The following is a 19,281-nucleotide window of genomic DNA, read 5'->3' as shown; positions in this document are numbered from 1 at the left end:
CCCCCGAGGACTGGGGAGGGGCACCGGGCCTTTCGTTGTGCGCGGGGGCCGGTGCGTGAGTACGGGAACGGGGTGGCCGGTGAGTACGGGAGCGGGTACGAGAGCGGGTACGGCGACCTGGCTTGGTGCCCATTCGCCCGCCCGGCTTCACCCCGGGCGGCGGAGACTGGCAGGATCAAGGGGAGTCTCAGAGCCGGAACAGCGGGGAGCCGACCATGACCGAGCCGAATCCGTACCGGGCGGACGGGGAGCCCGAGTACCACTGGGGCCCCGAGCAGACCGCCCCCTATCCCCAGTCCAGCGGGGCCGGCGCGGGCCCCAGCTACGGCTACCCCCCGGTGGGCGGCCCGCTGGCCCCGGTGCCCGGCGGGGCCCTGACGCCCGCGCACCCGCCGATGGGCGCCATGCCGCTGGTCACCATCGGTGACATCAGCGTGGTGCAGGACGCGGTGATCACCCCGGCCGGGACGCTGCCGCTCAAGGGCGCGGTCTGGAACGCCACCGACATGTCGCGTACGGAGGAGAAGATCCCCACCTACGCCATCGTGCTGGCGGTCGTCTTCGCCGCCGCCTGCCTGCTGGGGCTGCTCTTCCTGCTGATCAAGGAGAAGAAGACCACGGGCTTCATCCAGGTCTCGGTCACCAGCGGCGGTGTCCACCACGCGACCCTGATCCCGGCCCAGGACCCCTACGCGTTCCAGGCGATCATGGGCCAGGTCACCTACGCCCGTTCGCTCAGCGTCCAGTGACGGCGGCGGACCGGGCCCGGTAGGTCGCCCGGATCAGCGCGCCAGCTCCCCGGCCTCGTCCAGGAACTCCAGCAGCCGGTGGGTGATCTCCTCCGGCCGCTCCAGGCCGGGGAGGTGCCCCGCCCAGGGCAACTCCTCATGACGGGCGCCGGGCAGCAGCACGGCCAGCCGCTCGGCCGTCGCGCGGAAGTCGGGCACGTCATGGGCGCCGGTGAGGACGAGCGCGGGGGCGGTGACCGCCGTCAGCGCGTCGAAGTCGAACTCGTTGCCGTCGTCGGTGCCGTCGTCGGCGCTGTCCCCGGTGCCGTCCCCGGTGCCGTCCTGCGTGCCGTCGTCACCGGAGCCGAGGCCGGTGGCGGGCTCCGGCGGGTCCTGCGGCCCGTCCTCCCCTACGGTGCCTTCCCGCATGCTCTCCCGCTCGGCGGCGAGCTGGAGCTCGAAGGCGTGGTACTGCATCTCCCGGACGAACTCCCGGGTGGCCTCGGTGGCCTCCGGGCCGAGCCAGAAGCGGGCGTTGAGTTCGGTGGCCCCCTTGATGTCCTCCTGCTCGAAGAAGACGTCCTCCGCGTCGTCGAAGGCGGCCAGCTCCGGGCTGAGCCGTGGGCCGGGTGGCGGCCCCGAGCAGAGCAGCGCCAGCGCCGCCACCCGGTGCGGCACCCGCGCGGCGACCTCCAGGGCGACCCGGCCCCCGTGCGAGGCGCCGATGAGTGTGACCCGGTCGGCGCCGATCCCGTCCAGCAGGGCGAGCACATCGTCGGCGTCGCTGTGCGGGGCCATGGTCGCGGGCGTACCGCCGTACCCGCGGAAGTCACAGCGGACGACGCGGTATCCGGCCGAGACGAGCGCGCGCCACTGGGGATCCCACATCCGGCGGTCGCAGACGGTGGAGTGGAGCAGCACGAGGGTGGGGCCGCTGCCGGCGATGTCGTTGTCGAGGGTCACGACCCGAGCCTATGCCCGCCCGTACCGGGCTGCGCCAGAAATTTCACTGATGATTCCTCACACCCTCACTCCGCGCGTCGGCTAGAGCCGCTTGAGCTGCCAGAGGCGCCAGAGGCCCGTGCCGTCGGTCAGATACTGGGAGCCACCGATCTGCCGCGTACTGAGCACATAGTCCTTCCGCTGCCACAGCGGCACCAGCGGCACATCCCTGGCCACCCGCTGCTGGATCGCCGTGAAGTCCCGGGCCGTGCGCGAGCGCACATCCTCCCGCTGGGTGGCGGCGATCAGCTTCTCCACGGCCGCGCTGCGGTACCCGTTGCGCAGCGTGGAGTGCCGGCTGACCAGCGGCTGGGTGAAGCTGTCCGGGTCGGGGAAGTCGGGTATCCAGCCCAGGGTGAAGGCGTCGTACTCGCCGCGCGCGTAACCCTGTTGGAAGTCCGTCCACGCCTTCGCCCGTACGGTCACCCGGAACAGACCGTCCGCCTCCAGCTGGCGCTTCAGCTCGGCGGCCTCCAGCGCGGGCCCGCTGTCGGCGCGGTGCGCCAGGGTGAAGGGGACCGGTGTCTCCACGCCCGCCCGTTCCAGCAGCTCCCGGGCGACGGCGGCGCTCGGCAGCGGATACTGGTCGAGGAAGGGATTGCTGTGCGCCAGCACCCCCTTGGGGATCAGCGAGTACAGCGGCTGGACGGTGGAGTGGTGCACCCCGCCCGCCAGCCGCCCCCGGTCGACCAGCGCCGCGACCGCCCGGCGCACCGGGGCCCGCTTGAGCGGCGAGCCGGGCCGGACATTGAAGACGAGCATCCGGATCTCGGCGCTCTGGGCCTCGGTCACCCGCAGCCCGGCGTCGGCCAGATCGAGCCCGGCGATCACCGCGGCGGGGAGCTGGCGATGGCTCACATGCAGCTGCCCCGTCCGCCACGCCGTCGCCAGCCGCTCCGCCCCCGCGTAGTAGCGCACCACCACCGGGGCCTCGGGCTTCCTCGCCGCGCCCCGGTACGTCGGATTGGGCACCAGCCGGGCGTGCGCCCCCGCCACGTACTCCTTCAGCCGGAACGGCCCCGAACCGTCGGCGGCGGGATCGTCCCGGAGCCGCCGGGCCGAGTAACGGGTACGGTCCACGATCGACCCGGCGCCGGTGGCCAGTTTCTGCGGAAACGTGGCATCCCCCGTACTGAGCTGGAAACGGACCGTCCGGCCCGTCGCGGTGACGCTCGCGAGCGTCGCGAAGAGCGGCGCGGGACCGACCTCGGACCGGATGGTGCGCAGCCGGCTGATGGAGAACTCCACATCCTCGGCGGTCACCTCACGACCGCTGGGAAAGCGGAGGCCGTCGCGGAGCTCACACACATAGGTGCGCAGCTCGGTACCGGTGAAACCGCAGGAGCGGGCGGCGTCGGGGACAGGGGTGGCGGTGCCGGGGCGGATGGTGAGCAAGGTCTGGTAGATGTTGCCGAACATGGCCCAGGAACCGACGTCATAGGCCCCCGCCGGGTCCAGCGAGGTGACCACGTCGGTGGTGCCGACGGTGATCGGGGCCTCGTTCCGGCGCTCGGCGGGGAGCAGCAGCCAGGCGCCGACGGCCGCCGCCGCGATCGTGGCCACGACGAGCGAGACGAGTAAGACGCGCGGACGGATCGATCTCATGGGAGGCCCCTCCTGCCCCGGCCGCCGCGCGGGGTCGCGGACACCCCATCACAGGGGGCGCCCCCCAGTCCGGAGAATCCTTCCTCCGCCGTGAACCTTTACCTTGGCTTGCCGCGGGCGGGGCGCGGGCTCGTGTGGGTGCGCCGCTTGTCTAGGGGCCCACCCACGTGGCGTCGCCTACCGGTTGGGCGAAGCGTTCCCGGTGCCCCCCGTTCCGTGCTCGCGCGGTCGGCAGGGCGTACGCGTCGCCGCCTGGCGCCACCACCGCAAGCCACGGCATGGGGCGGGTTCGAGACCGAAGAACGCCCCGCACCGCGCGCACCAGGGCAGCCCGTTCTCAGGGTCGGTGGCGCAGGGATTCGCGCAGCGGGGGCATTCCACGGGACCTACTCTCAGGCACTCAGGTCGTACTCTCCGGCCTTCACGGCGGCGGTCAGATCTGTCCACTGCGCCGCCGTCATCGTGACGATGGTGTCCGGCTGGTCGCTGTCACGCAACGCGACGACACCAGGGATGTTGATGGCGACCTCGGGGCAGTTGTCCACGCGGGCGTCCCGGCAGGCAGCGGTTTTGACGAAGGCGAATTCCCTCTCGTGTGTCATCGTGCGATCCTCTCGGCGGAGGCGGGGAGGTGGTCCCCGCAACGGTCTCTAACGGCCTGTCTGCTCGCTCCAGACAACCTCACGGTCACGCACGGCGGTACCGTGGAGCCCGGCACCCGGGCATAAAAGCGATAAACGGCCTCTTCAGCGCGAGGAGTTGACCATCCGTGGCGACCCGCGAACCGAACGAACACCTGGAACGCTTGCACCGCGAGGCGGGGTGGACCCATCGCCAGTTCGCGCAAGCGGTCAACCGGCTCGGTACCGAGCGAGGGACCCCGACCAGGTACCAGCAGCCCTCGGTGCACCAATGGCTGAGCGGGCAGATGCCCAGGGAGTCGACGCGCCCACTGGTTCTGGAAGCCTTGGCGCGAAAGCTGGGGCGGCCCATCACGCATTCCGCAGCCGGGTTTCCCTCATCTGGCGATCAGTCGGGAAACACCGGCACCGTGGTGGACACCCTCATCGATCTCGGGGTCGCGGACATGCTGCCCGGACGGCGTAGCGCCATCGGCACCATGAGCCTCTTCTCTGTCGCCCTGGCAATCCCGGACTGGCCGGATGTCATAGGGCGAATGGAATCCGTTCAGCCTGGCGTGACACGGCGTATTGGAATGCCCGACGTCGACCTGGTCACCGACATGACAGAGCAGTTGAATGCCATCTACAACAAGCGTGGCGGTCGAATCTCCCGCCCGCTAGCGGCGACGTTTCTCGCCAATACCGCCGCCCCCCAGCTCCGGGCAGATGCTTCGGAGGAAGTCCGCAAGGCCATGCAGACGGCCGTCGCATTCCTGTGCTATATCACCGGCTGGATGGCCGTGGATGAAGGGCTTCACGGTCTCGCACAGAAGTACTACACCAAGGGGTTGGAATTGGCGGGCGCGAGCAGCGACTACCTCACGTACTGTCATGTACTCCGAGGAATGTCGGTCCAGGCGGCGGACCTAGGCCATGGCACTTCCGCTTCCCGCCTTGCCGACGCGGCGGCTTCCGCGGCTCCTCTGACCGGACCGCTTATGCGTGCCTTCATGGCGGGACAGCAAGCGCACAGCTCCGCCCTTTCAGGCGACCGCCCGGCAGCCTTGCACAGCATCACAGAGACAGAAAGAGCGCTGGACGCAGCCGGTAGCGGGAAAACCCAATTAGGGGGATACACTCCAGCGACTCTGGCCTACCACACCGCACAGGTCCGCTACTCGCTGGGAGATGTGAAAGGCAGCGTGGAATCCCTTGAGGCGCACTTTCAGCTAAGAGCCCCGACCGATTCCCGAGTCACCGAACTACGCTTCCGCTCCATGCTGGCGGAAAGGCAGCTGGAGCTAGGCCATCTGGAATTAGCCTGCGCCACCTGGTCCCAGGTGCTCGAAAAGCACCCCGGACTGCAATCAGGGGCCGTGGATGGCTTCGTCACCGATATCACCCGCCGTCTTCGCCCCTACCGGTCCAGCCCAGTCGCGCGGGAGGTCTACGAAAGGGCTCTCCTCAGCATCCGGCGCTGAACAAGGCCCCGGGTCAGCGCGTGGCGAGGTGGACGATCGTGATGTCGGAGGAGGCGCCGACGCGGACCGGTGGGCCCCAGGCGCCCGCGCCCCGCGACACATAGAGCTGGGTGTCGCCGTAGCGCTCCATGCCCTCCACGGTCGGGTTGGCGAGTTCCGCGAGGTAGCGGCCGGGCCAGAGCTGGCCGCCGTGGGTGTGGCCGGAGAGCTGGAGGTCGACGCCGTGGGCGACGGCGTCGTGGATGACGACGGGCTGGTGGGCCAGGAGGACCGACGCCCGGGCGCGGTCGCGGTCGCCGAGGGCGCGGGCGAAGTCGGGGCCGTCGCCCGTGGCCTCGCCCTCCGGGTCGTTGACCCCGGCGAGGTCGAAGCCCGCCGCGATCTCCACCCGTTCGTTGACCAGCGGCCGCACGCCGAGTTCGCGGACGTGGTCGACCCACTCGTCGGCCCCCGAGTAGTACTCGTGGTTCCCGGTGACGAAGAAGGACCCGTGGCGCGCTTCGAGCCCGGCCAGCGGTTCGGCCGCGGTCCCGAGGTCGGCCACACTGCCGTCGACCATGTCGCCGACGATCGCGACGAGGTCGGGCTGGGCGGAGTTGATGGTGTCCACGATCCGCTGGGTGTGGCCCCGGCCGAGGATGGGCCCGAGGTGGATATCGCTGACGACGGCGATCCGCAGACCGTGCGCCGAGCGCGGCAGTTTCGCCAGCGGTACGGTGATCCGCTTGAGCCGGGGCCCGCGCAGCACGGAGTGGGTTCCGTATCCGACGGTGGCCAGCGCGCCCACGGCCGCGCCCGCGCCGACGGTCCGGGCCACGAAGACGCGCCGTGAGAGCTGCGGGTTCCCCCGTCCGGCGCGCGCCGTGTCCTCCGCCCCGGTCCCGGTCGTACGGTCTCCTGGCGTGGATGCGCCCGCGGGGGCGGTCCCGGGGGTTACGGTCGGATCGGCCGGGCCGGTGGTCGGCTCCGGGTTGACGGACACCGTCTCGGCGGCGACGCCGGACGCGGCCGGTACGGCGGTGAGCGCGGCCGGGTTCAGGGTGCTGGAGGCAGGGGTGGCGGTGCGGACACTTCCCTCGGCGTGGACGCCTCCCCCGGCCGGGGCCGGGGCGGGGTCCGGGCTCGCGGCCGGGTTCCCCTGCGCGGCGGCCGGTGCCGGGGTCGGTGCCGGTTCCTGTGTCGGTGCCGGTTCCGGTGTCGGTGTCGGTGCCCGTTCCTGTGTCGGTGCCGGGGTCACCAGCCTTCCGCCGCGCCGTCCCCAGCGCAGCCATCCCGCCCGTACCGCCTCTCCGGCGAGGAGCCAGAGCACGAGATACAGCAGCACCGCCAGCCAGAGGAATCCCGGCCAGGCGAGCACCTGTTCCAGCCAGAACGGCGCGCCCGCGCGGCCGGAGGTCAGGGCCGCGACGGAGAGCGCGGGCAGGACGCACAGGGCGATGGCGCCCGCGCGGCGCAGGGGTGAGCCGGGGTGGGTGGTGTCGTGGAAGAGCCGCCGCCAGACATACCAGTGCGCGCCCGCGAGCAGCGCGATCACCGCCACGACCCCCAGCAGCGCGACCACGATCACAGACAGCTCCCCTCGGCTCGGCCCCTCGGGGCCGCTCTCCCGACCGCTCAGTCCTCCGAGCGGCGCCAGGCACGGACGGCGCGCAACCCGATGGCACCGACGACCGTCCCCAGGATCAGGGAGGTCACGGCGAGCACCAGGTGAACCCAGAAGTAGCCGGTGGGTTCGCCGTCGTCGAAGGCGAGTCCGCTGCCGTCCTCCCACAGGTTCTTGATGAAGGTGACCCAGATGACCCAGCTCCACGCGCCGAAGGCGAGCAGGAACCAGGAGGCGGGGCGGCTGAGCTTCATCACCCCAGTATCGGGGGCGGCCTCCGGGTCGCTCCTCCGGGGTGGGCTGTCCTGGCGGCCTTCCCGGCGAGTCAGTGGACCGATAAGCATATTTTCAGTTCCAGGCGGTACTTTCTCGTCCGTGTCTGCCCTGAAGAACGCCGCCCAGAAGACCGCCCTGACGGTCACCGCCGCGTCGCTGCTGCCGCTGGTCGCCCTGACCCCCGCCGTCGCGAACACCCATGACGCCACGGCGAAGACCACGGCCCCCGCGCAGCCGGTCCCCCCGGCCGTGATGTCCACCGTCGGCGGTCCCCGGCTGGGGAAGGCGGGCACCCAGGTCAGCCTGGGCGCGGGCGCGCCCGTGCTGCCCAAGGACGTCACCGGGCGGTCATGGATCGTCGCCGACGCGGAGAGCGGTGAGGTGCTCGCCTCGCACAACGCGCACTGGCGGCTGCCCCCGGCCTCCACCCTGAAGATGCTCTTCGCCGACACCCTGCTGACCAAGATCCCCAAGACCGCCACCCATAAGGTCACCGCCGCCGACCTCGCGGGCGTCGGCCCCGGCAGCAGCCTCGTCGGCGTCAAGGAGGAGCACGCCTACACCGCCAACGACCTGTGGCTCGGGGTCTTCCTGCGCTCCGGCAACGACGCGGTCCATGTGCTGTCCGCGATGAACGGCGGCATCGACAAGACCATCGAGGACATGCAGGCCCAGGCCGAGGAGTTGCAGGCGCTCGACACCCAGGTCGTCTCGCCCGACGGCTATGACGCGGCCGGGCAGGTCTCCTCCGCGTACGACCTCACCCTGATCGCCCGCAGCGGGATGCAGAAGAAGGACTTCCGGGAGTACGCGGCGACCGTGCGGGCGGACTTCCCGGGCTCGATGAGCGGGGCGACCCGGGAGAAGTTCGAGATCCAGAACACCAACCGGCTGCTGACCGGTGATGCCGGGATCCCTCCGTACAAGGGCATCGCGGGCGTGAAGAACGGCAACACCACCCACGCCGGGGCCACCTTCACCGGGGTCGCCGAGCGCGACGGCAAGGTGCTGCTCGTCACCGTCATGAACCCGTCCTCGGACGAGGACCAGGCCGTCTACAAGGAGGCCGGGCGGCTGCTGGACTGGGGCTTCGCGGCGGCGGGGAAGGTGACCCCGGTGGGTGAGCTGGTGCCGCCGAGGTCGGCGGAGACCCAGGGGGGCGGCGGGGCCGGGGAGGCGAAGAGCGGGCCGGAGACCAAGGCGGTCGCGGCGGCGAAGGAGGAGTCCTCCGGCGGCATGGGGATCGCGCTCGCGCTGGTGGGCGGGGTGCTGGTACTGCTGGCGGCGGCCGTCTTCGTGGTGAACCGGCGCTGGCCGACCCAGCGGTCCTGAGACGTGACGGGTCATCAGCCACCGGTTCTGAGGTGTGGTGGGCCCCGGCCAGCGGTCCTGAGGCGTGGTGGGCCCCGGCCAGCGGTCCTGAGGCGTGATGGGTCCCGGCCAGGCGTCCCGGCGGTGTGACGGGATCCAGCGTCCCGGCGGTGGGCGGCGGCCCTGGACCGGGCGCGTGAGGCCCCGAACCTGGCCCTACGCGGCCGGCCGGTCGCCCGCGCCGGGGGCCGGTACGGGCGGCGCGGGCCCGGGTGCGGGCTCCGGTACGGGCTCCGGTACGGCGGCGGGGGCGTCCCGCGTGGCCGTCCACGCGCAGCAGTAGAGCAGCAGCTTCGCCATGAAGTTGATCCACAGCAGCAGCGCGATCGGCACCCCGAACGCCCCGTAGATGTTCTTGGACGCCACCCCCTGCATATAGCCGCTCAGCAGCAGCTTCAGCAGCTCGAACCCCACCGCCCCGATCACCGCCGCCACCAGCAGCCGCCTCCGCCCCGGCCGTACCCCCGGCAGCAGCGTGAGCAGATAGAGCAGGATCACGAAGTTCGCGGCGGCCGCGACCGCCAGCGCCGCGATCCGCAGCAGCACTCCCCCGGCGCCGCCGTCGGCGAGCCCGATCCGCCCCGCCGTCCAGCCGACCGCGCTGGAGCCCAGCCAGGACGCGGCGAGCGACGCCAGCGCGGTGGCGCCGAGGCCCACCAGGACCCCGGCGTCCTTGACCTTGCGCAGGACCGGGTTGCCGTCGTCGGCCTCGTCGAGCCCCCACACCGCGCGCAGACAGCCCCGTATCGAGCCGATCCAGCCGATGCCGGTGAGCAGCAGCAGCGCGCCCGCGACGAGTCCGACCGTCCCGGCGTTGGCGACCAGACCGGAGATGTCGAGCTGCTGGGAGATGCCGGGGACCTGGTCGGCGAGCTTGTCCTCCAGTTGGTCGAGCCGGTCCTCGCTGAGCAGTGCGGCGCCGATCGCCGCCGCGACCGTGATCAGCGGGAAGAGCGCGAGGAAGCTGAGGAAGGTGATCGCGGCGGCGAGGCGGGCCCAGTGGACGCGTTCGAGCGTCTCGTAGGACTTCCAGGCGTGCGTGCGCGTCAGCCGCGCCACCCACGGGCCGATGACGGGGAGCTTGGTCAACCAGTCCATGCGCCGCGCCTACCCTCCCCGCCGGTCCTCATATGCCCGGATGCCGTGAGCTGCCGTACCGCTCCGGGAAGACGTACGGCTCCGGAATGCCGTACGGCTCCGGGTCCGGCGGTCATAGGTCGGTGACCGCGAGCGCGTACATCGCCGCCCACACCAGCCCGATGACCGCGAGCGGCCGGTCCCCCAGGACGACGTCCTCGGGGGCGCCCGCCGTGCCCCGGTCGGCGAAGACCGCGTACCGCAGCACCGCCAGGATGAAGGCGATCATCGACAGCTGGCGCCAGGGCAGGAGCGCGTGGGTGTTGACCCCGCCGCTCTCCAGGGCCCACAGACAGTAGGCGAGGACCGCGACCCCGGCCGCGAGCTGCCAGACGAACCGCAGATAGCCGGTGGTGTACTCGGTCAGCAGCGCCCGGGTGGCGCCGGTGCCGTCGGCGATCTGGACGGCCTCCGAGTAGCGCTTGGCGGCCACCATGAAGAGCGCGCCGAACCCCGCCGTGATCAGGAACCAGCGGGAGAGCGGGATACCGAGCGCGACCCCGCCGGTCATCGCCCGCAGCAGGAAGCCGGTGGTGACGACGGCCATGTCGACGACGAGGACGTGCTTGAGCCAGACGCAGTAGGCGAGCTGCATGGCCAGATAGGCGATGAGGAGCGCCCCCGTCATCGCGTTGCACCAGAGCAGCGCGCCCCCGGCGGCGAGGACCGCCAGCAGCACGGCGACGGCGTAGGCGACGGCCACGGGCACCTCCCCGGCCGCCACCGGCCGGTGCCGCTTCAGCGGGTGGGCGCGGTCGGCCTCCGCGTCCCGGGCGTCGTTGACGAGGTAGACGGCCGCGGCGGCGCAGGTGAAGAGCGCGAAGACGAGGCCGAGCGCGAGGACGTTGGCGAGTGAGTCCAGCTCCCCGGCGGCGGCGGGCGCCGCCAGGACCAGCAGGTTCTTGATCCACTGCCGTGGGCGTACGGAGCGGAGCAGCCCGGAGGAGAGCCGTCGGACCCCGGGGCGCGAGGGCCCACCGGGGCCGGGCCGCTCGGGCCGTTCGAGCAGCGCGGTGCCGCCCTCGGTCATGACGGCCGCCCTCCGCCGGTCGCCGGGGCCCGGTGCCCCGAGCCCGCCCGGCCGCCCGGAGGGCCTTCTGGAGGGCCGCCCGCCCGGCCACCGGACGCCCGCCGGCGCACGGTGGCCACGCCCGCCCGGCCGGTCACGGCCGCCGTGAGCCAGCGGGCGCCCCAGCGCGCGGTGAGCCCGCCGAGGACGGCGCCCGCGGCGACATCGGTCGGGTAGTGCACTCCGGCGACCACCCGGGAGAGGCAGACGGCGGCGGCGACGGGCCGGGCCACCCGGCGCACCCCGGGCGCGAGGGCGCCGAACGCGACGGCGGCGGCGACCGACGAGGTGGCGTGGGAGCTGGGGAAGGAGTAGGGGCTCGCGACGGGGACGAGCGGGGCGGCGGCGGGCCCTTGTTCCGGCCCCGACCCCGGTCGCGCCCGGCCCACCAGCCGTTTCAGCGCCACACTGCCGAGATGGGCCGCGGCGACGAGGGCGGTCGCCCGGAGCCAGGCGGTCCGCCGGTCCCGGCCGTGCGCGGTGGCCGTGCCTGCCAGCCCGGTCAGCAGCCAGAGCGCGCCGTGTTCCCCGGCGAGGGAGAGCACCCGGGTCCCGGTGGCGACGCCGGGGCGGGCACCACAGGCGCGCAGAGCCCGCAGGAGACGTCCGTCCACGGTGAGCGCGGGCAGAAGGCGTCCGTCCGCGATGAGCGCGGGCAGAAGGCGGGCGCCGCCGTCGCGCAGGCGGACCGGGTCACCACCAGCACGGTCGCCACCCACCCGGACCGGATCACCACCAACACGGTCGCCACCACCACCGTCAGCGCGGTCGCCGTCGTCGTGATCGTCATCGCCGCCGACCTCGCGCCGGTGACGCTCCTCGCGGCCGTTCCGGCGGTACGGGGACGGGTCCCGCCCGGGCTGGGGGCGGGCCCGGCCGTCCGTACCGCCGTCCCGTCCGGTCCCGCCACCGTCAGGGCGGTCCGTGGGGCCACCACCCGCGTCTGTCATACGCCACCCCTTCTGGTGCACCAGTGACGACTCTGGCTCCCCCTGGCCCGCATTACGCGACATGTTCAGCTGACACTCCTTTAATCACCCATTTCGGCGAGTCACCCCATCACTCCAAAAAGGCGGGCATAACCGGCGTTACGGTCACACCATGGCCGTTGACCCCCCGCGCTCCCCCGTCTCGCGCCGCCCCCCGGACCCCGCTTCCGGCCCCGCCCCAGCCGCTGCTGGTGACGGTGGCGAGCGGGACCACCGACAGGCGCCCGGCGACCCGTTCGTCACCGTCACCGGCTGGGGCCGCACCGCCCCCACCACCGCGCGCGTCCTGCGCCCCCGTACCGCCGACGAGGCGGCCGAGGCGGTACGGGCGTGGGCGGCGGCGGGGTCACGGGGCGGGATCGCGCGGGGGCTCGGGCGCGCCTACGGGGACGCGGCGCAGAGCGCGGGCGGGACCGTGCTCGATATGACCGGGCTCGACCGGGTGCGGCGGCTGGAGGCCGACACCGGGGTCGTCGTCTGTGACGCCGGAGTGAGCCTGCACCGGCTGATGGCGGCGCTGCTGCCGCTGGGCTGGTTCGTGCCGGTGACGCCGGGGACCCGTCAGATCACCGTCGGCGGGGCCCTCGGCGCGGATGTCCACGGAAAGAACCACCATGTCAGCGGCGCCTTCTCGCGCCATGTGAACGGCTTCGACCTGCTCACCGCCGACGGGTCCGTCCACCGTGTGCTCCCGGGCTCCGACCTCTTCGACGCGACGGCCGGGGGCATGGGCCTGACCGGGGTCATCCTCTCCGCCGCGCTGCGGCTCCACCCGGTGGAGACCTCGCTGATGTCCGTGGACACCGAACGCGCCACCGATCTGGACGATCTGCTGGCGCGGCTGACGGCGGGCGACCACCGCCACCGCTACTCGGTCGCCTGGATCGATCTGCTGGCCCGGGGGCGCTCGACCGGGCGCGCGGTGCTCACCCAGGGCGATCACGCCCCTCTGGACGCGCTCCCCGCACGCTCCCGGCGCTCCCCGCTCGCCTTCCGCCCGCGCACGCTTCCCGCCGCGCCCGTTCTCGCGCCCCCCGGGCTGCTCTCCCGGCCGACCGTGCGGCTCTTCAACGAGTTCTGGTACCGCAAGGCCCCCCGCTCCCGCACCGGCGAACTGCGGCGGCTCTCCGCCTTCTTCCACCCGCTGGACGGCGTGCCGCACTGGAACCGGGTCTACGGCCGGGCCGGGTTCGTCCAGTACCAGTTCGTCGTGGGCCACGGCCAGGAGGAGACCCTGCGCCGGGTCGTCGCCCGGGTCGCCCGCCGGGGCTGCCCCTCCTTCCTCGCGGTCCTCAAGCGCTTCGGCGCGGCCGACCCCGGCTGGCTCTCCTTCCCGGTGCCCGGCTGGACGCTGGCGCTGGACATCCCGGCCCGGCTGCCGGGGCTCGCCTCCTTCCTCGACGAACTCGACGAGGAGGTCGCGACGGCGGGCGGCCGGGTCTATCTGGCGAAGGACTCCCGGCTGCGGCCCGAGCTGCTGGGCGCGATGTACCCCCGGCTGGACGACTTCCGCGCGCTGCGGGCCCGGCTCGACCCGGCCGGGGTCTTCACCTCCGACCTGTCCCGGCGCCTCGCCCTGTGACCCGCCCCCTCCCCCTCAAGGAACGCCCATGAAGGACGCCTTCGGCAGCCCCCAGTCCCTGCTCCTCCTCGGCGGCACCTCCGAGATCGGGCTCGCCGTCGCGCGGCGGCTGATCGCCCGCCGGGTCCGTACGGTCTGGCTGGCCGGGCGCCCCTCCCCCGCACTGGAGGCCGCCGCCGACGGGCTGCGCGTCCTCGGCGCCGACGTCCGTACGACGGGCTTCGACGCGCTGGATCCCGCCGGGCACGAGGAGGTCATCGGGAAGGTCTTCGCCGACGGCGATATCGACCTCGTCCTCCTCGCCTTCGGCGTCCTCGGCGACCAGGCCCACGACGAGGGCGAACCGGCCGCCGCCGTACGGGTGGCGCAGACCAACTACACCGGGGCCGTCTCGGCCGGGCTGATCTGCGCGGCGGCCCTCCAGAACCAGGGCCACGGCTCCCTGGTGGTGCTCTCCTCCGTCGCCGGGGAGCGCGCCCGCCGGGCCAACTTCATCTACGGATCGAGCAAGGCCGGTCTCGACGCCTTCACCCAGGGCCTGGGCGACGCGCTGTACGGGACGGGGGTGCATGTCATGGTGGTGCGCCCCGGCTTCGTCCGCACCCGGATGACGGCGGGCCGTCCGGACGCGCCGCTGGCCACCACGCCCGAGGCGGTCGCCACCGCCGTGGAGCTGGGGCTGCGCCGCGGCTCCGAGACGGTCTGGGTGCCCGGCTCGCTCCGCGTGGTCATGTCGGCGCTGCGGCATCTGCCCCGCCCGCTCTTCCGGCGACTGCCCCTGTGACGGCCGCCCGGAGGCCCGGACGCCGTCAGGGCGCGGGGAAGGGCGTACGGGCTGATTCGACCGGCCCGGCCAGTCCGTCGGCCGGGGTCCCCTGGGGCGGTACGGAGGTGACCCCGCCCCCGAACGCGTACTCGTGGATCTTGCGCCAGACGGCGTCCGCGCCCTGCTCGTAGAGGGCGAAGGAGGCACAGGTCCAGGCGGCCTCGAAGCCCGCCAGTTCGGCGAAGGCCCGGTCCATCGCCTCCTCGGCGATACCGTGCGCGACCGTCACATGCGGGTGGTACGCGAACTGGAGCTCCCGGTCCAGCGGGCCGCCCGGGGCGCGGACCCGCTGCTGGAGCAGCGCGCACTCCGCCCCGCCCTCCTCGATCGTCACGAAGACGACCGGGGAGACCGGGCGGAACGTTCCGGTACCGCACAGTCGCATGGGGAACGGCCGCCCGGTCCGGGCGACCTCGGCCAGATACGCCTCGATCGCGGGCAGCGCCCCCGGCTCCACCTCGGTGGGTGGCAGAAGGGTGACATGGGTGGGAATACCGAACGCGGCGGGGTCCCCGAAGCTCGCGCGCCGCTCCTGGAGCAGGCTGCCATAGGGCTCCGGGACCGCGATCGAAACGCCGAGCGTTACGGTCCCCACGTCGTTCTCCCTCAGTCAGTGCGTGTCCGTACAGCCGCCAGTGTGGCGGCTGTACGGCGTGTTCGGCCAGAGGCGTCCCTCACGGCCGCCCGGCCCCGGGCGGGGGCCGTCCGGCGTCTGGCGCCCGGCGGTCCGGGCGTGCCGCGAGCCGGACCTGGCCGTACGGGCGTGCCGCGAGCCGGTCCCGGCGGTCCGGGGCGGCCGGAGCGGCGACGCCCCGGCGGGTCAGTGCTTCGCGGGCAGGAAACCGACCCGGTCGTAGACCGTGGCCAGCGTCTCGGCGGCAACGGCCCGCGCCTTCTCCGCGCCCTTGGCCAGGATCGCGTCGAGGGTCTCCGGGTCGTCCAGGTACTGCTGGGTGCGGGCCCGGAACGGGGTGACGAACTCCACCATCACCTCGGCGAGGTCCGTCTTCAGCGCGCCGTACATCTTCCCCTCGTACTCCTGCTCCAGCGCGGCGATGGTGCGGCCGGTGAGGGTGGAGTAGATGGTGAGGAGGTTGCTGATCCCGGCCTTGTGCTCGGGGTCGAAGCGGATCACCGTGTCGGTGTCGGTGACCGCGCTCCTGACCTTCTTCGCGGTGGCCTTGGGCTCGTCGAGCAGATTCACCAGGCCCTTGGGCGTGGAGGCCGACTTGCTCATCTTCACGGACGGGTCCTGGAGGTCGTAGATCTTCGCGACCTCCTTGACGATGTGCGGCGCCGGGACGGTGAAGGTCTGGCCGAAGCGGCCGTTGAAGCGCTCGGCGAGATCACGGGTCAGCTCGATGTGCTGGCGCTGGTCCTCCCCGACCGGGACGGCGTCCGCCTGGTACATCAGGATGTCCGCGACCTGGAGGATCGGATAGGTGAAGAGGCCGACGGTGGCGCGGTCGGCGCCCTGCTTGGCCGACTTGTCCTTGAACTGCGTCATCCGGGACGCCTCGCCGAAGCCGGTGATGCAGTTCATCACCCAGGCGAGCTGGGCGTGCTCGGGCACATGGCTCTGGACGAAGAGGGTGCAGCGATCCGGGTCGAGACCGGCCGCGAGAAGCTGCGCGACGGCGAGCCGGGTGTTGGCCCGCAGCTCGGCGGGGTCCTGCGGAACGGTGATCGCGTGCAGGTCGACGACCATGTAGAAGGCGTCGTGGGTCTCCTGGAGCGCGACGTACTGGCGAATCGCTCCGAGGTAGTTCCCCAGGTGGAACGAGCCCGCGGTGGGCTGGATACCGGAGAGAGCGCGAGGTGGGAGTGCGGCCATGGCAGTCATTCTCTCAGGTACCCCGCGCCCGCCGTCCCGGCCCCGGACCCGGGCGCGGGCCGGGTACGACACGGCCCGTCCGGGGTTTCCCCGGCCGGGCGAGGAGCGACGATAGGAACAGGAGCGTCACCCCGCCCCACCCGGCGCCCGTCTGCTGAGAGAACGGAGACCCCGTGTCCGCATCCGAGAGCGTCCGCCGAGCCATCGCCGCCGCCGATTCCCACAGCGCGCACAACTACCACCCGCTGCCCATCGTCATCGCCTCGGCCGAGGGCGCCTGGATGACCGACATCGAGGGCCGCCGCTACCTCGATATGCTCGCCGGTTACTCGGCGCTCAACTTCGGCCACGGCAACCGCAGGCTGATCGACGCCGCCAAGGCCCAGCTGGACCGGGTCACCCTCACCTCCCGCGCCTTCCACCACGACCGCTTCGCCGCGTTCTGTACCGAGCTGGCCGAGCTCTGCGGCATGGAGACGGTGCTGCCGATGAACACGGGCGCCGAGGCGGTCGAGACCGCCGTGAAGACCGCCCGCAAATGGGGCTACCAGGTCAAGCGGGTCCCCGAGAACATGGCGAAGATCGTCGTCGCGGCGGGCAACTTCCACGGCCGCACCACCACCGTGATCAGCTTCTCCACCGACCCGGAGGCCCGCGCCGACTACGGTCCGTACACGCCGGGCTTCGAGATCGTCCCGTACGGCGATCTGACCGCGATGGACGCGGCGATCACCGAGAACACGGTGGCGGTGCTGATCGAGCCGATCCAGGGCGAGGCCGGGGTGCTGGTGCCGCCGCCGGGCTATCTGGCCGGGGTCCGCGCGCTCACCGAAGAGCGGAACGTGCTCTTCATCGCCGATGAGATCCAGTCCGGTCTGGGCCGGACCGGACGGACCTTCGCCTGTGAGCACGAGGGTGTGGTGCCGGATGTGTATCTGCTGGGCAAGGCGCTCGGCGGCGGGGTCGTGCCCGTCTCGGCGGTCGTCTCGTCCCAGGAGGTGCTCGGGGTGTTCCGGCCGGGCGAACACGGGTCGACCTTCGGCGGCAACCCGCTGGCCTGCGCGGTCGCCCTGGAGGTGATCGCGATGCTGCGCACGGGCGAGTACCAGCGGCGCGCCGCCGACCTCGGCGACCACCTCCACCGTGAGCTGGGACTGCTCACGGGCACGGGCGCGGTGGAGGCGGTACGGGGACGGGGACTGTGGGCCGGGGTGGACATCGCCCCCGCCCGGGGCACCGGACGGCAGATCTCGGAGCGGCTGCTGGACCGGGGCGTACTGGTCAAGGACACCCATGGGTCGACGATCCGGATCGCCCCGCCGCTGGTGATCTCCAAGGAGGACCTCGACTGGGGCCTGGCCCAGCTCCGGGCGGTCCTCACCGACTGAGATCCGGCTGGGATCCGGGTACGGGGGCGGGCGTCAGGCCCGCCCCTCTACCAGCCCGCGTCCGGGCTCCGGGGTCGCGACCCCGCCCCCGTACGGGGTGACGCGCGGCGTCAGAGGATGACGTGGGGCAGGAAACGGGCGTAGCCGTCCGTGACCGGCCCGGATGACTCCCGGATGCCGAGCCCGGCGGCCTCGTTCTCGACCACCCACGCGCCGAGCACCACCCGGTTGCCGTCGATGTCGGGCAGTGGCGCCAGTTCCTGGTAGCAGTGCGGGCCCTCGTGCGTCGCGGCGGGCGAACCGGCCGGGTGGAGGGTGACGCCCTCGCCCTCCCGGCCGAGCAGCGGCTTGGCCGCGTACCCGGTGGTGCGGGCCAGTTCGCGGGGGCCGTCGACGTACGCCGCCAGCAGGTTGGGGTGGCCCGGATACAGCTCCCAGAGGATCGCCAGCAGCGCCTTGTTGGAGAGCAGCATCTTCCACAGCGGCTCGATCCAGCAGGTGGAGCCGGTGGAGCCGCCGTTGTCGAGGGTGTCGAGGACGTGCGGGGCGAAGGGGTCGGTGGTGAGCCACTCCCAGGGGTAGAGCTTGAAGCAGGAGCGGATGAAGCGCAGCTTCTCGTCCACGAACCGTCCGGAGATCCGGTCCCAGCCGATGCGCTCGACGGAGAGCGCCTCGGTGGTGAGCCCGGCCTGTTCGGCGGTCTCGCGCAGATAGGCGACGGTCATCAGGTCCTCGCCGAGTTCGTCGGCGTCGGAGTGGGCGAAGTGGACCGGTCCCGGCGGTAGGAGGCGCGCCTGGCGGCGCCAGGCGTCCACGAGCCGTTCGTGGAGGGAGTTCCACTGGTCGGCGCCGGGGAAGCGTTCCTCCATCCAGAACCACTGCGGGCTCGCGGCCTCGACCAGGGAGGTCGGGGTGTCGGCGTTGTACTCCAGCAGCTTGGCGGGTCCGTCACCGTCGTAGCGCAGATCGAACCGTCCGTAGAGGGAGGGCTGTTCGGCGCGGCGGTGCCAGGATTCGGTGATGAGCGCGGTGAGCCGGGGGTCGGTGATCCCGAGGTCCGCGAAGCGGTCCTCGGCGACGATATGGGCGGCCGCCGCCAGGCACATGGCGTGGAGTTCCCCGACGACCTCTTCGAGCGCCTCGACCTCGGGCAGGGAGAAGACGTAGTACGCGCTCTCGTCCCAGTACGGGCGGAGGGAGCCGTCGGGGAAGCGGGTGAGCGGATAGATACAGCCCTGCTCCTCGACGGTCTGCTGCCAGCCGGGGCGCGGCTCGATGGTGTGACGTTTCACCGGAGTCTCCCCGCGCCGTGCTCAGCCGCCGCCGGAGCCGGAGGAGGAGCAGCCGAGGCCGCCGCGCTCCACGGCGCTCTTGCTGAAGGAGCCGTTCTCCAGCTTGCTGCCGGGGGTGGCGAAGTTGCCGCCGTAGTAATGGCGTCCGGTGCCCGTCGAGCTGCCGCACTCATAGCTGGGCAGGGTCTCCATCGTCGTCGGGTTGACGCAGCGGCGGTCCGGCTCCGAACCGCACGCGCTCAGCGTCACCGCGAGCACTCCCATGCCGCCCAGCACCACCGTGCTCGACCTCAGCCTCCGACGCGCCACGCTTCAGCCCCCCATTTTCAGCCATTGAGTTGCGACCGCGCACAGCCTAGTGGGATGTGTGTACGAGTGTTTCCTCACCTCCTGTACGTTCCGCACCACCCGCAACACGGGCGCGACCGAGGTCCGAGGGGTCCGCACCGAAGGGCGGCGGCCACCGGCCCCGTCC

At 72.4% G+C, this 19,281-nt stretch carries 19 protein-coding genes; 7 read left to right on the top strand and 12 right to left on the bottom strand.

Annotated elements, in window-relative coordinates; translation table 11 throughout:
- The first annotated feature begins 215 nt into the window (after window positions 1-215).
- Window positions 216-749 (top strand): hypothetical protein, encoded by a 534-nt coding sequence (locus ACFVIM_RS10215; RefSeq protein WP_384300230.1) that lies wholly within the window; start codon window positions 216-218, stop codon window positions 747-749.
- A 33-nt stretch (window positions 750-782) separates the two neighbouring features.
- Here the strand turns inward: ACFVIM_RS10215 and ACFVIM_RS10210 are convergent, their stop codons facing one another.
- The 3 genes from ACFVIM_RS10210 to ACFVIM_RS10200 form a co-directional block, all read right to left on the bottom strand.
- Window positions 783-1,691, bottom strand: a complete 909-nt coding sequence (locus tag ACFVIM_RS10210) for an alpha/beta fold hydrolase (protein WP_384300229.1) — start codon at window positions 1,689-1,691, stop codon at window positions 783-785.
- 81 nt (window positions 1,692-1,772) lie between these two features.
- A complete protein-coding gene (locus ACFVIM_RS10205; protein WP_384300228.1) occupies window positions 1,773-3,335 on the bottom strand; it encodes an ABC transporter substrate-binding protein in 1,563 nt (520 codons plus the stop codon).
- A 392-nt stretch (window positions 3,336-3,727) separates the two neighbouring features.
- A complete protein-coding gene (locus tag ACFVIM_RS10200; RefSeq protein WP_384300227.1) occupies window positions 3,728-3,937 on the bottom strand; it encodes a DUF397 domain-containing protein in 210 nt (69 codons plus the stop codon).
- A 167-nt stretch (window positions 3,938-4,104) separates the two neighbouring features.
- On the opposite strand from ACFVIM_RS10200, the gene ACFVIM_RS10195 reads away from it, so the two are divergent.
- Window positions 4,105-5,439: a tol-pal system YbgF family protein gene (locus tag ACFVIM_RS10195; protein WP_384300226.1), complete on the top strand. Its 1,335-nt coding sequence runs from the start codon at window positions 4,105-4,107 to the stop codon at window positions 5,437-5,439.
- 13 nt (window positions 5,440-5,452) lie between these two features.
- Here the strand turns inward: ACFVIM_RS10195 and ACFVIM_RS10190 are convergent, their stop codons facing one another.
- Together ACFVIM_RS10190 and ACFVIM_RS10185 are read right to left on the bottom strand one after the other, a co-directional pair.
- Window positions 5,453-7,003, bottom strand: a complete 1,551-nt coding sequence (locus ACFVIM_RS10190; RefSeq protein WP_384300233.1) for a metallophosphoesterase — start codon at window positions 7,001-7,003, stop codon at window positions 5,453-5,455.
- A gap of 50 nt (window positions 7,004-7,053) precedes the next feature.
- Window positions 7,054-7,296: an SCO4848 family membrane protein gene (locus tag ACFVIM_RS10185; RefSeq protein WP_384300225.1), complete on the bottom strand. Its 243-nt coding sequence runs from the start codon at window positions 7,294-7,296 to the stop codon at window positions 7,054-7,056.
- 130 nt (window positions 7,297-7,426) lie between these two features.
- Here ACFVIM_RS10185 and ACFVIM_RS10180 point away from each other — a divergent pair, with 130 nt between their 5' ends.
- Window positions 7,427-8,650: a D-alanyl-D-alanine carboxypeptidase family protein gene (locus ACFVIM_RS10180; protein WP_384300232.1), complete on the top strand. Its 1,224-nt coding sequence runs from the start codon at window positions 7,427-7,429 to the stop codon at window positions 8,648-8,650.
- Window positions 8,651-8,845: 195 nt separating this feature from the next.
- Here ACFVIM_RS10180 and ACFVIM_RS10175 read toward each other — a convergent pair whose 3' ends face one another.
- The 3 genes from ACFVIM_RS10175 to ACFVIM_RS10165 all read right to left on the bottom strand — a co-directional run bounded on the left by ACFVIM_RS10175 (window position 8,846) and on the right by ACFVIM_RS10165 (window position 11,440).
- Entirely contained in the window at window positions 8,846-9,787 is a 942-nt protein-coding gene (locus tag ACFVIM_RS10175) for a YihY/virulence factor BrkB family protein (RefSeq protein ID WP_384300224.1), read from the bottom strand.
- Window positions 9,788-9,899: 112 nt separating this feature from the next.
- Complete coding sequence (locus tag ACFVIM_RS10170; protein WP_384300223.1) at window positions 9,900-10,856, bottom strand: decaprenyl-phosphate phosphoribosyltransferase; 957 nt, start codon at window positions 10,854-10,856, stop codon at window positions 9,900-9,902.
- Window positions 10,853-11,440 carry a phosphatase PAP2 family protein gene (locus ACFVIM_RS10165; RefSeq protein WP_384300222.1) on the bottom strand — a complete coding sequence of 196 codons (588 nt, stop codon included), beginning with the start codon at window positions 11,438-11,440 and terminating at the stop codon, window positions 10,853-10,855. The genes ACFVIM_RS10170 and ACFVIM_RS10165 overlap by 4 nt, the downstream gene beginning before the upstream one ends.
- Between ACFVIM_RS10165 and ACFVIM_RS10160 the strand changes: the two genes are divergently transcribed.
- From ACFVIM_RS10160 to ACFVIM_RS10150, 3 genes are all read left to right on the top strand, one after another.
- On the top strand, window positions 11,417-11,872 hold the full coding sequence (locus ACFVIM_RS10160) for a hypothetical protein (RefSeq protein WP_384300221.1): 456 nt from the start codon (window positions 11,417-11,419) through the stop codon (window positions 11,870-11,872). The two genes, ACFVIM_RS10165 and ACFVIM_RS10160, sit on opposite strands and share 24 nt — an antisense overlap.
- Before the next feature lie 124 nt (window positions 11,873-11,996).
- Window positions 11,997-13,466 carry an FAD-binding protein gene (locus tag ACFVIM_RS10155; RefSeq protein ID WP_384300220.1) on the top strand — a complete coding sequence of 490 codons (1,470 nt, stop codon included), beginning with the start codon at window positions 11,997-11,999 and terminating at the stop codon, window positions 13,464-13,466.
- Between the two features lie 28 nt (window positions 13,467-13,494).
- Window positions 13,495-14,250: a decaprenylphospho-beta-D-erythro-pentofuranosid-2-ulose 2-reductase gene (locus ACFVIM_RS10150; protein ID WP_384300219.1), complete on the top strand. Its 756-nt coding sequence runs from the start codon at window positions 13,495-13,497 to the stop codon at window positions 14,248-14,250.
- 25 nt (window positions 14,251-14,275) lie between these two features.
- On the opposite strand, the gene ACFVIM_RS10145 is transcribed toward ACFVIM_RS10150, so the two are convergent.
- Both ACFVIM_RS10145 and trpS read right to left on the bottom strand, forming a co-directional pair.
- Window positions 14,276-14,887: a 2'-5' RNA ligase family protein gene (locus tag ACFVIM_RS10145; RefSeq protein ID WP_384300218.1), complete on the bottom strand. Its 612-nt coding sequence runs from the start codon at window positions 14,885-14,887 to the stop codon at window positions 14,276-14,278.
- A gap of 225 nt (window positions 14,888-15,112) precedes the next feature.
- Window positions 15,113-16,135, bottom strand: a complete 1,023-nt coding sequence (gene trpS, locus ACFVIM_RS10140) for a tryptophan--tRNA ligase (RefSeq protein ID WP_384300217.1) — start codon at window positions 16,133-16,135, stop codon at window positions 15,113-15,115.
- A gap of 164 nt (window positions 16,136-16,299) precedes the next feature.
- Between trpS and rocD the strand changes: the two genes are divergently transcribed.
- Window positions 16,300-17,514: an ornithine--oxo-acid transaminase gene (gene rocD, locus ACFVIM_RS10135; protein WP_384300216.1), complete on the top strand. Its 1,215-nt coding sequence runs from the start codon at window positions 16,300-16,302 to the stop codon at window positions 17,512-17,514.
- A gap of 110 nt (window positions 17,515-17,624) precedes the next feature.
- Here the strand turns inward: rocD and ACFVIM_RS10130 are convergent, their stop codons facing one another.
- Both ACFVIM_RS10130 and ACFVIM_RS10125 read right to left on the bottom strand, forming a co-directional pair.
- Window positions 17,625-18,806, bottom strand: coding sequence for a glutathionylspermidine synthase family protein (locus tag ACFVIM_RS10130; RefSeq protein WP_384300215.1), 1,182 nt, complete (start codon window positions 18,804-18,806; stop codon window positions 17,625-17,627).
- Between the two features lie 21 nt (window positions 18,807-18,827).
- Window positions 18,828-19,115 carry a hypothetical protein gene (locus ACFVIM_RS10125; protein ID WP_384300214.1) on the bottom strand — a complete coding sequence of 96 codons (288 nt, stop codon included), beginning with the start codon at window positions 19,113-19,115 and terminating at the stop codon, window positions 18,828-18,830.
- Between the last annotated feature and the right edge of the window lie 166 nt (window positions 19,116-19,281).

The sequence above is a fragment of the Streptomyces sp. NPDC057638 genome, assembly GCF_042800315.1.
Classification (GTDB): Bacteria; Actinomycetota; Actinomycetes; order Streptomycetales; family Streptomycetaceae; genus Streptomyces.
This window is presented reverse-complemented; position numbering and strand designations above follow the sequence as displayed.

What these genes read in the sequence shown, in the direction of transcription:
- ACFVIM_RS10170 (WP_384300223.1), bottom strand. Translation starts at nt 10,856, where the DNA reads ATGACCGAGGGCGGCACCGCGCTGCTCGAACGGCCCGAGCGGCCCGGC.
- ACFVIM_RS10215 (WP_384300230.1), top strand. Translation starts at nt 216, where the DNA reads ATGACCGAGCCGAATCCGTACCGGGCGGACGGGGAGCCCGAGTACCAC.
- ACFVIM_RS10205 (WP_384300228.1), bottom strand. Translation starts at nt 3,335, where the DNA reads ATGAGATCGATCCGTCCGCGCGTCTTACTCGTCTCGCTCGTCGTGGCC.
- ACFVIM_RS10185 (WP_384300225.1), bottom strand. Translation starts at nt 7,296, where the DNA reads ATGAAGCTCAGCCGCCCCGCCTCCTGGTTCCTGCTCGCCTTCGGCGCG.
- ACFVIM_RS10200 (WP_384300227.1), bottom strand. Translation starts at nt 3,937, where the DNA reads ATGACACACGAGAGGGAATTCGCCTTCGTCAAAACCGCTGCCTGCCGG.
- trpS (WP_384300217.1), bottom strand. Translation starts at nt 16,135, where the DNA reads ATGACTGCCATGGCCGCACTCCCACCTCGCGCTCTCTCCGGTATCCAG.
- ACFVIM_RS10175 (WP_384300224.1), bottom strand. Translation starts at nt 9,787, where the DNA reads ATGGACTGGTTGACCAAGCTCCCCGTCATCGGCCCGTGGGTGGCGCGG.
- ACFVIM_RS10150 (WP_384300219.1), top strand. Translation starts at nt 13,495, where the DNA reads ATGAAGGACGCCTTCGGCAGCCCCCAGTCCCTGCTCCTCCTCGGCGGC.
- ACFVIM_RS10155 (WP_384300220.1), top strand. Translation starts at nt 11,997, where the DNA reads ATGGCCGTTGACCCCCCGCGCTCCCCCGTCTCGCGCCGCCCCCCGGAC.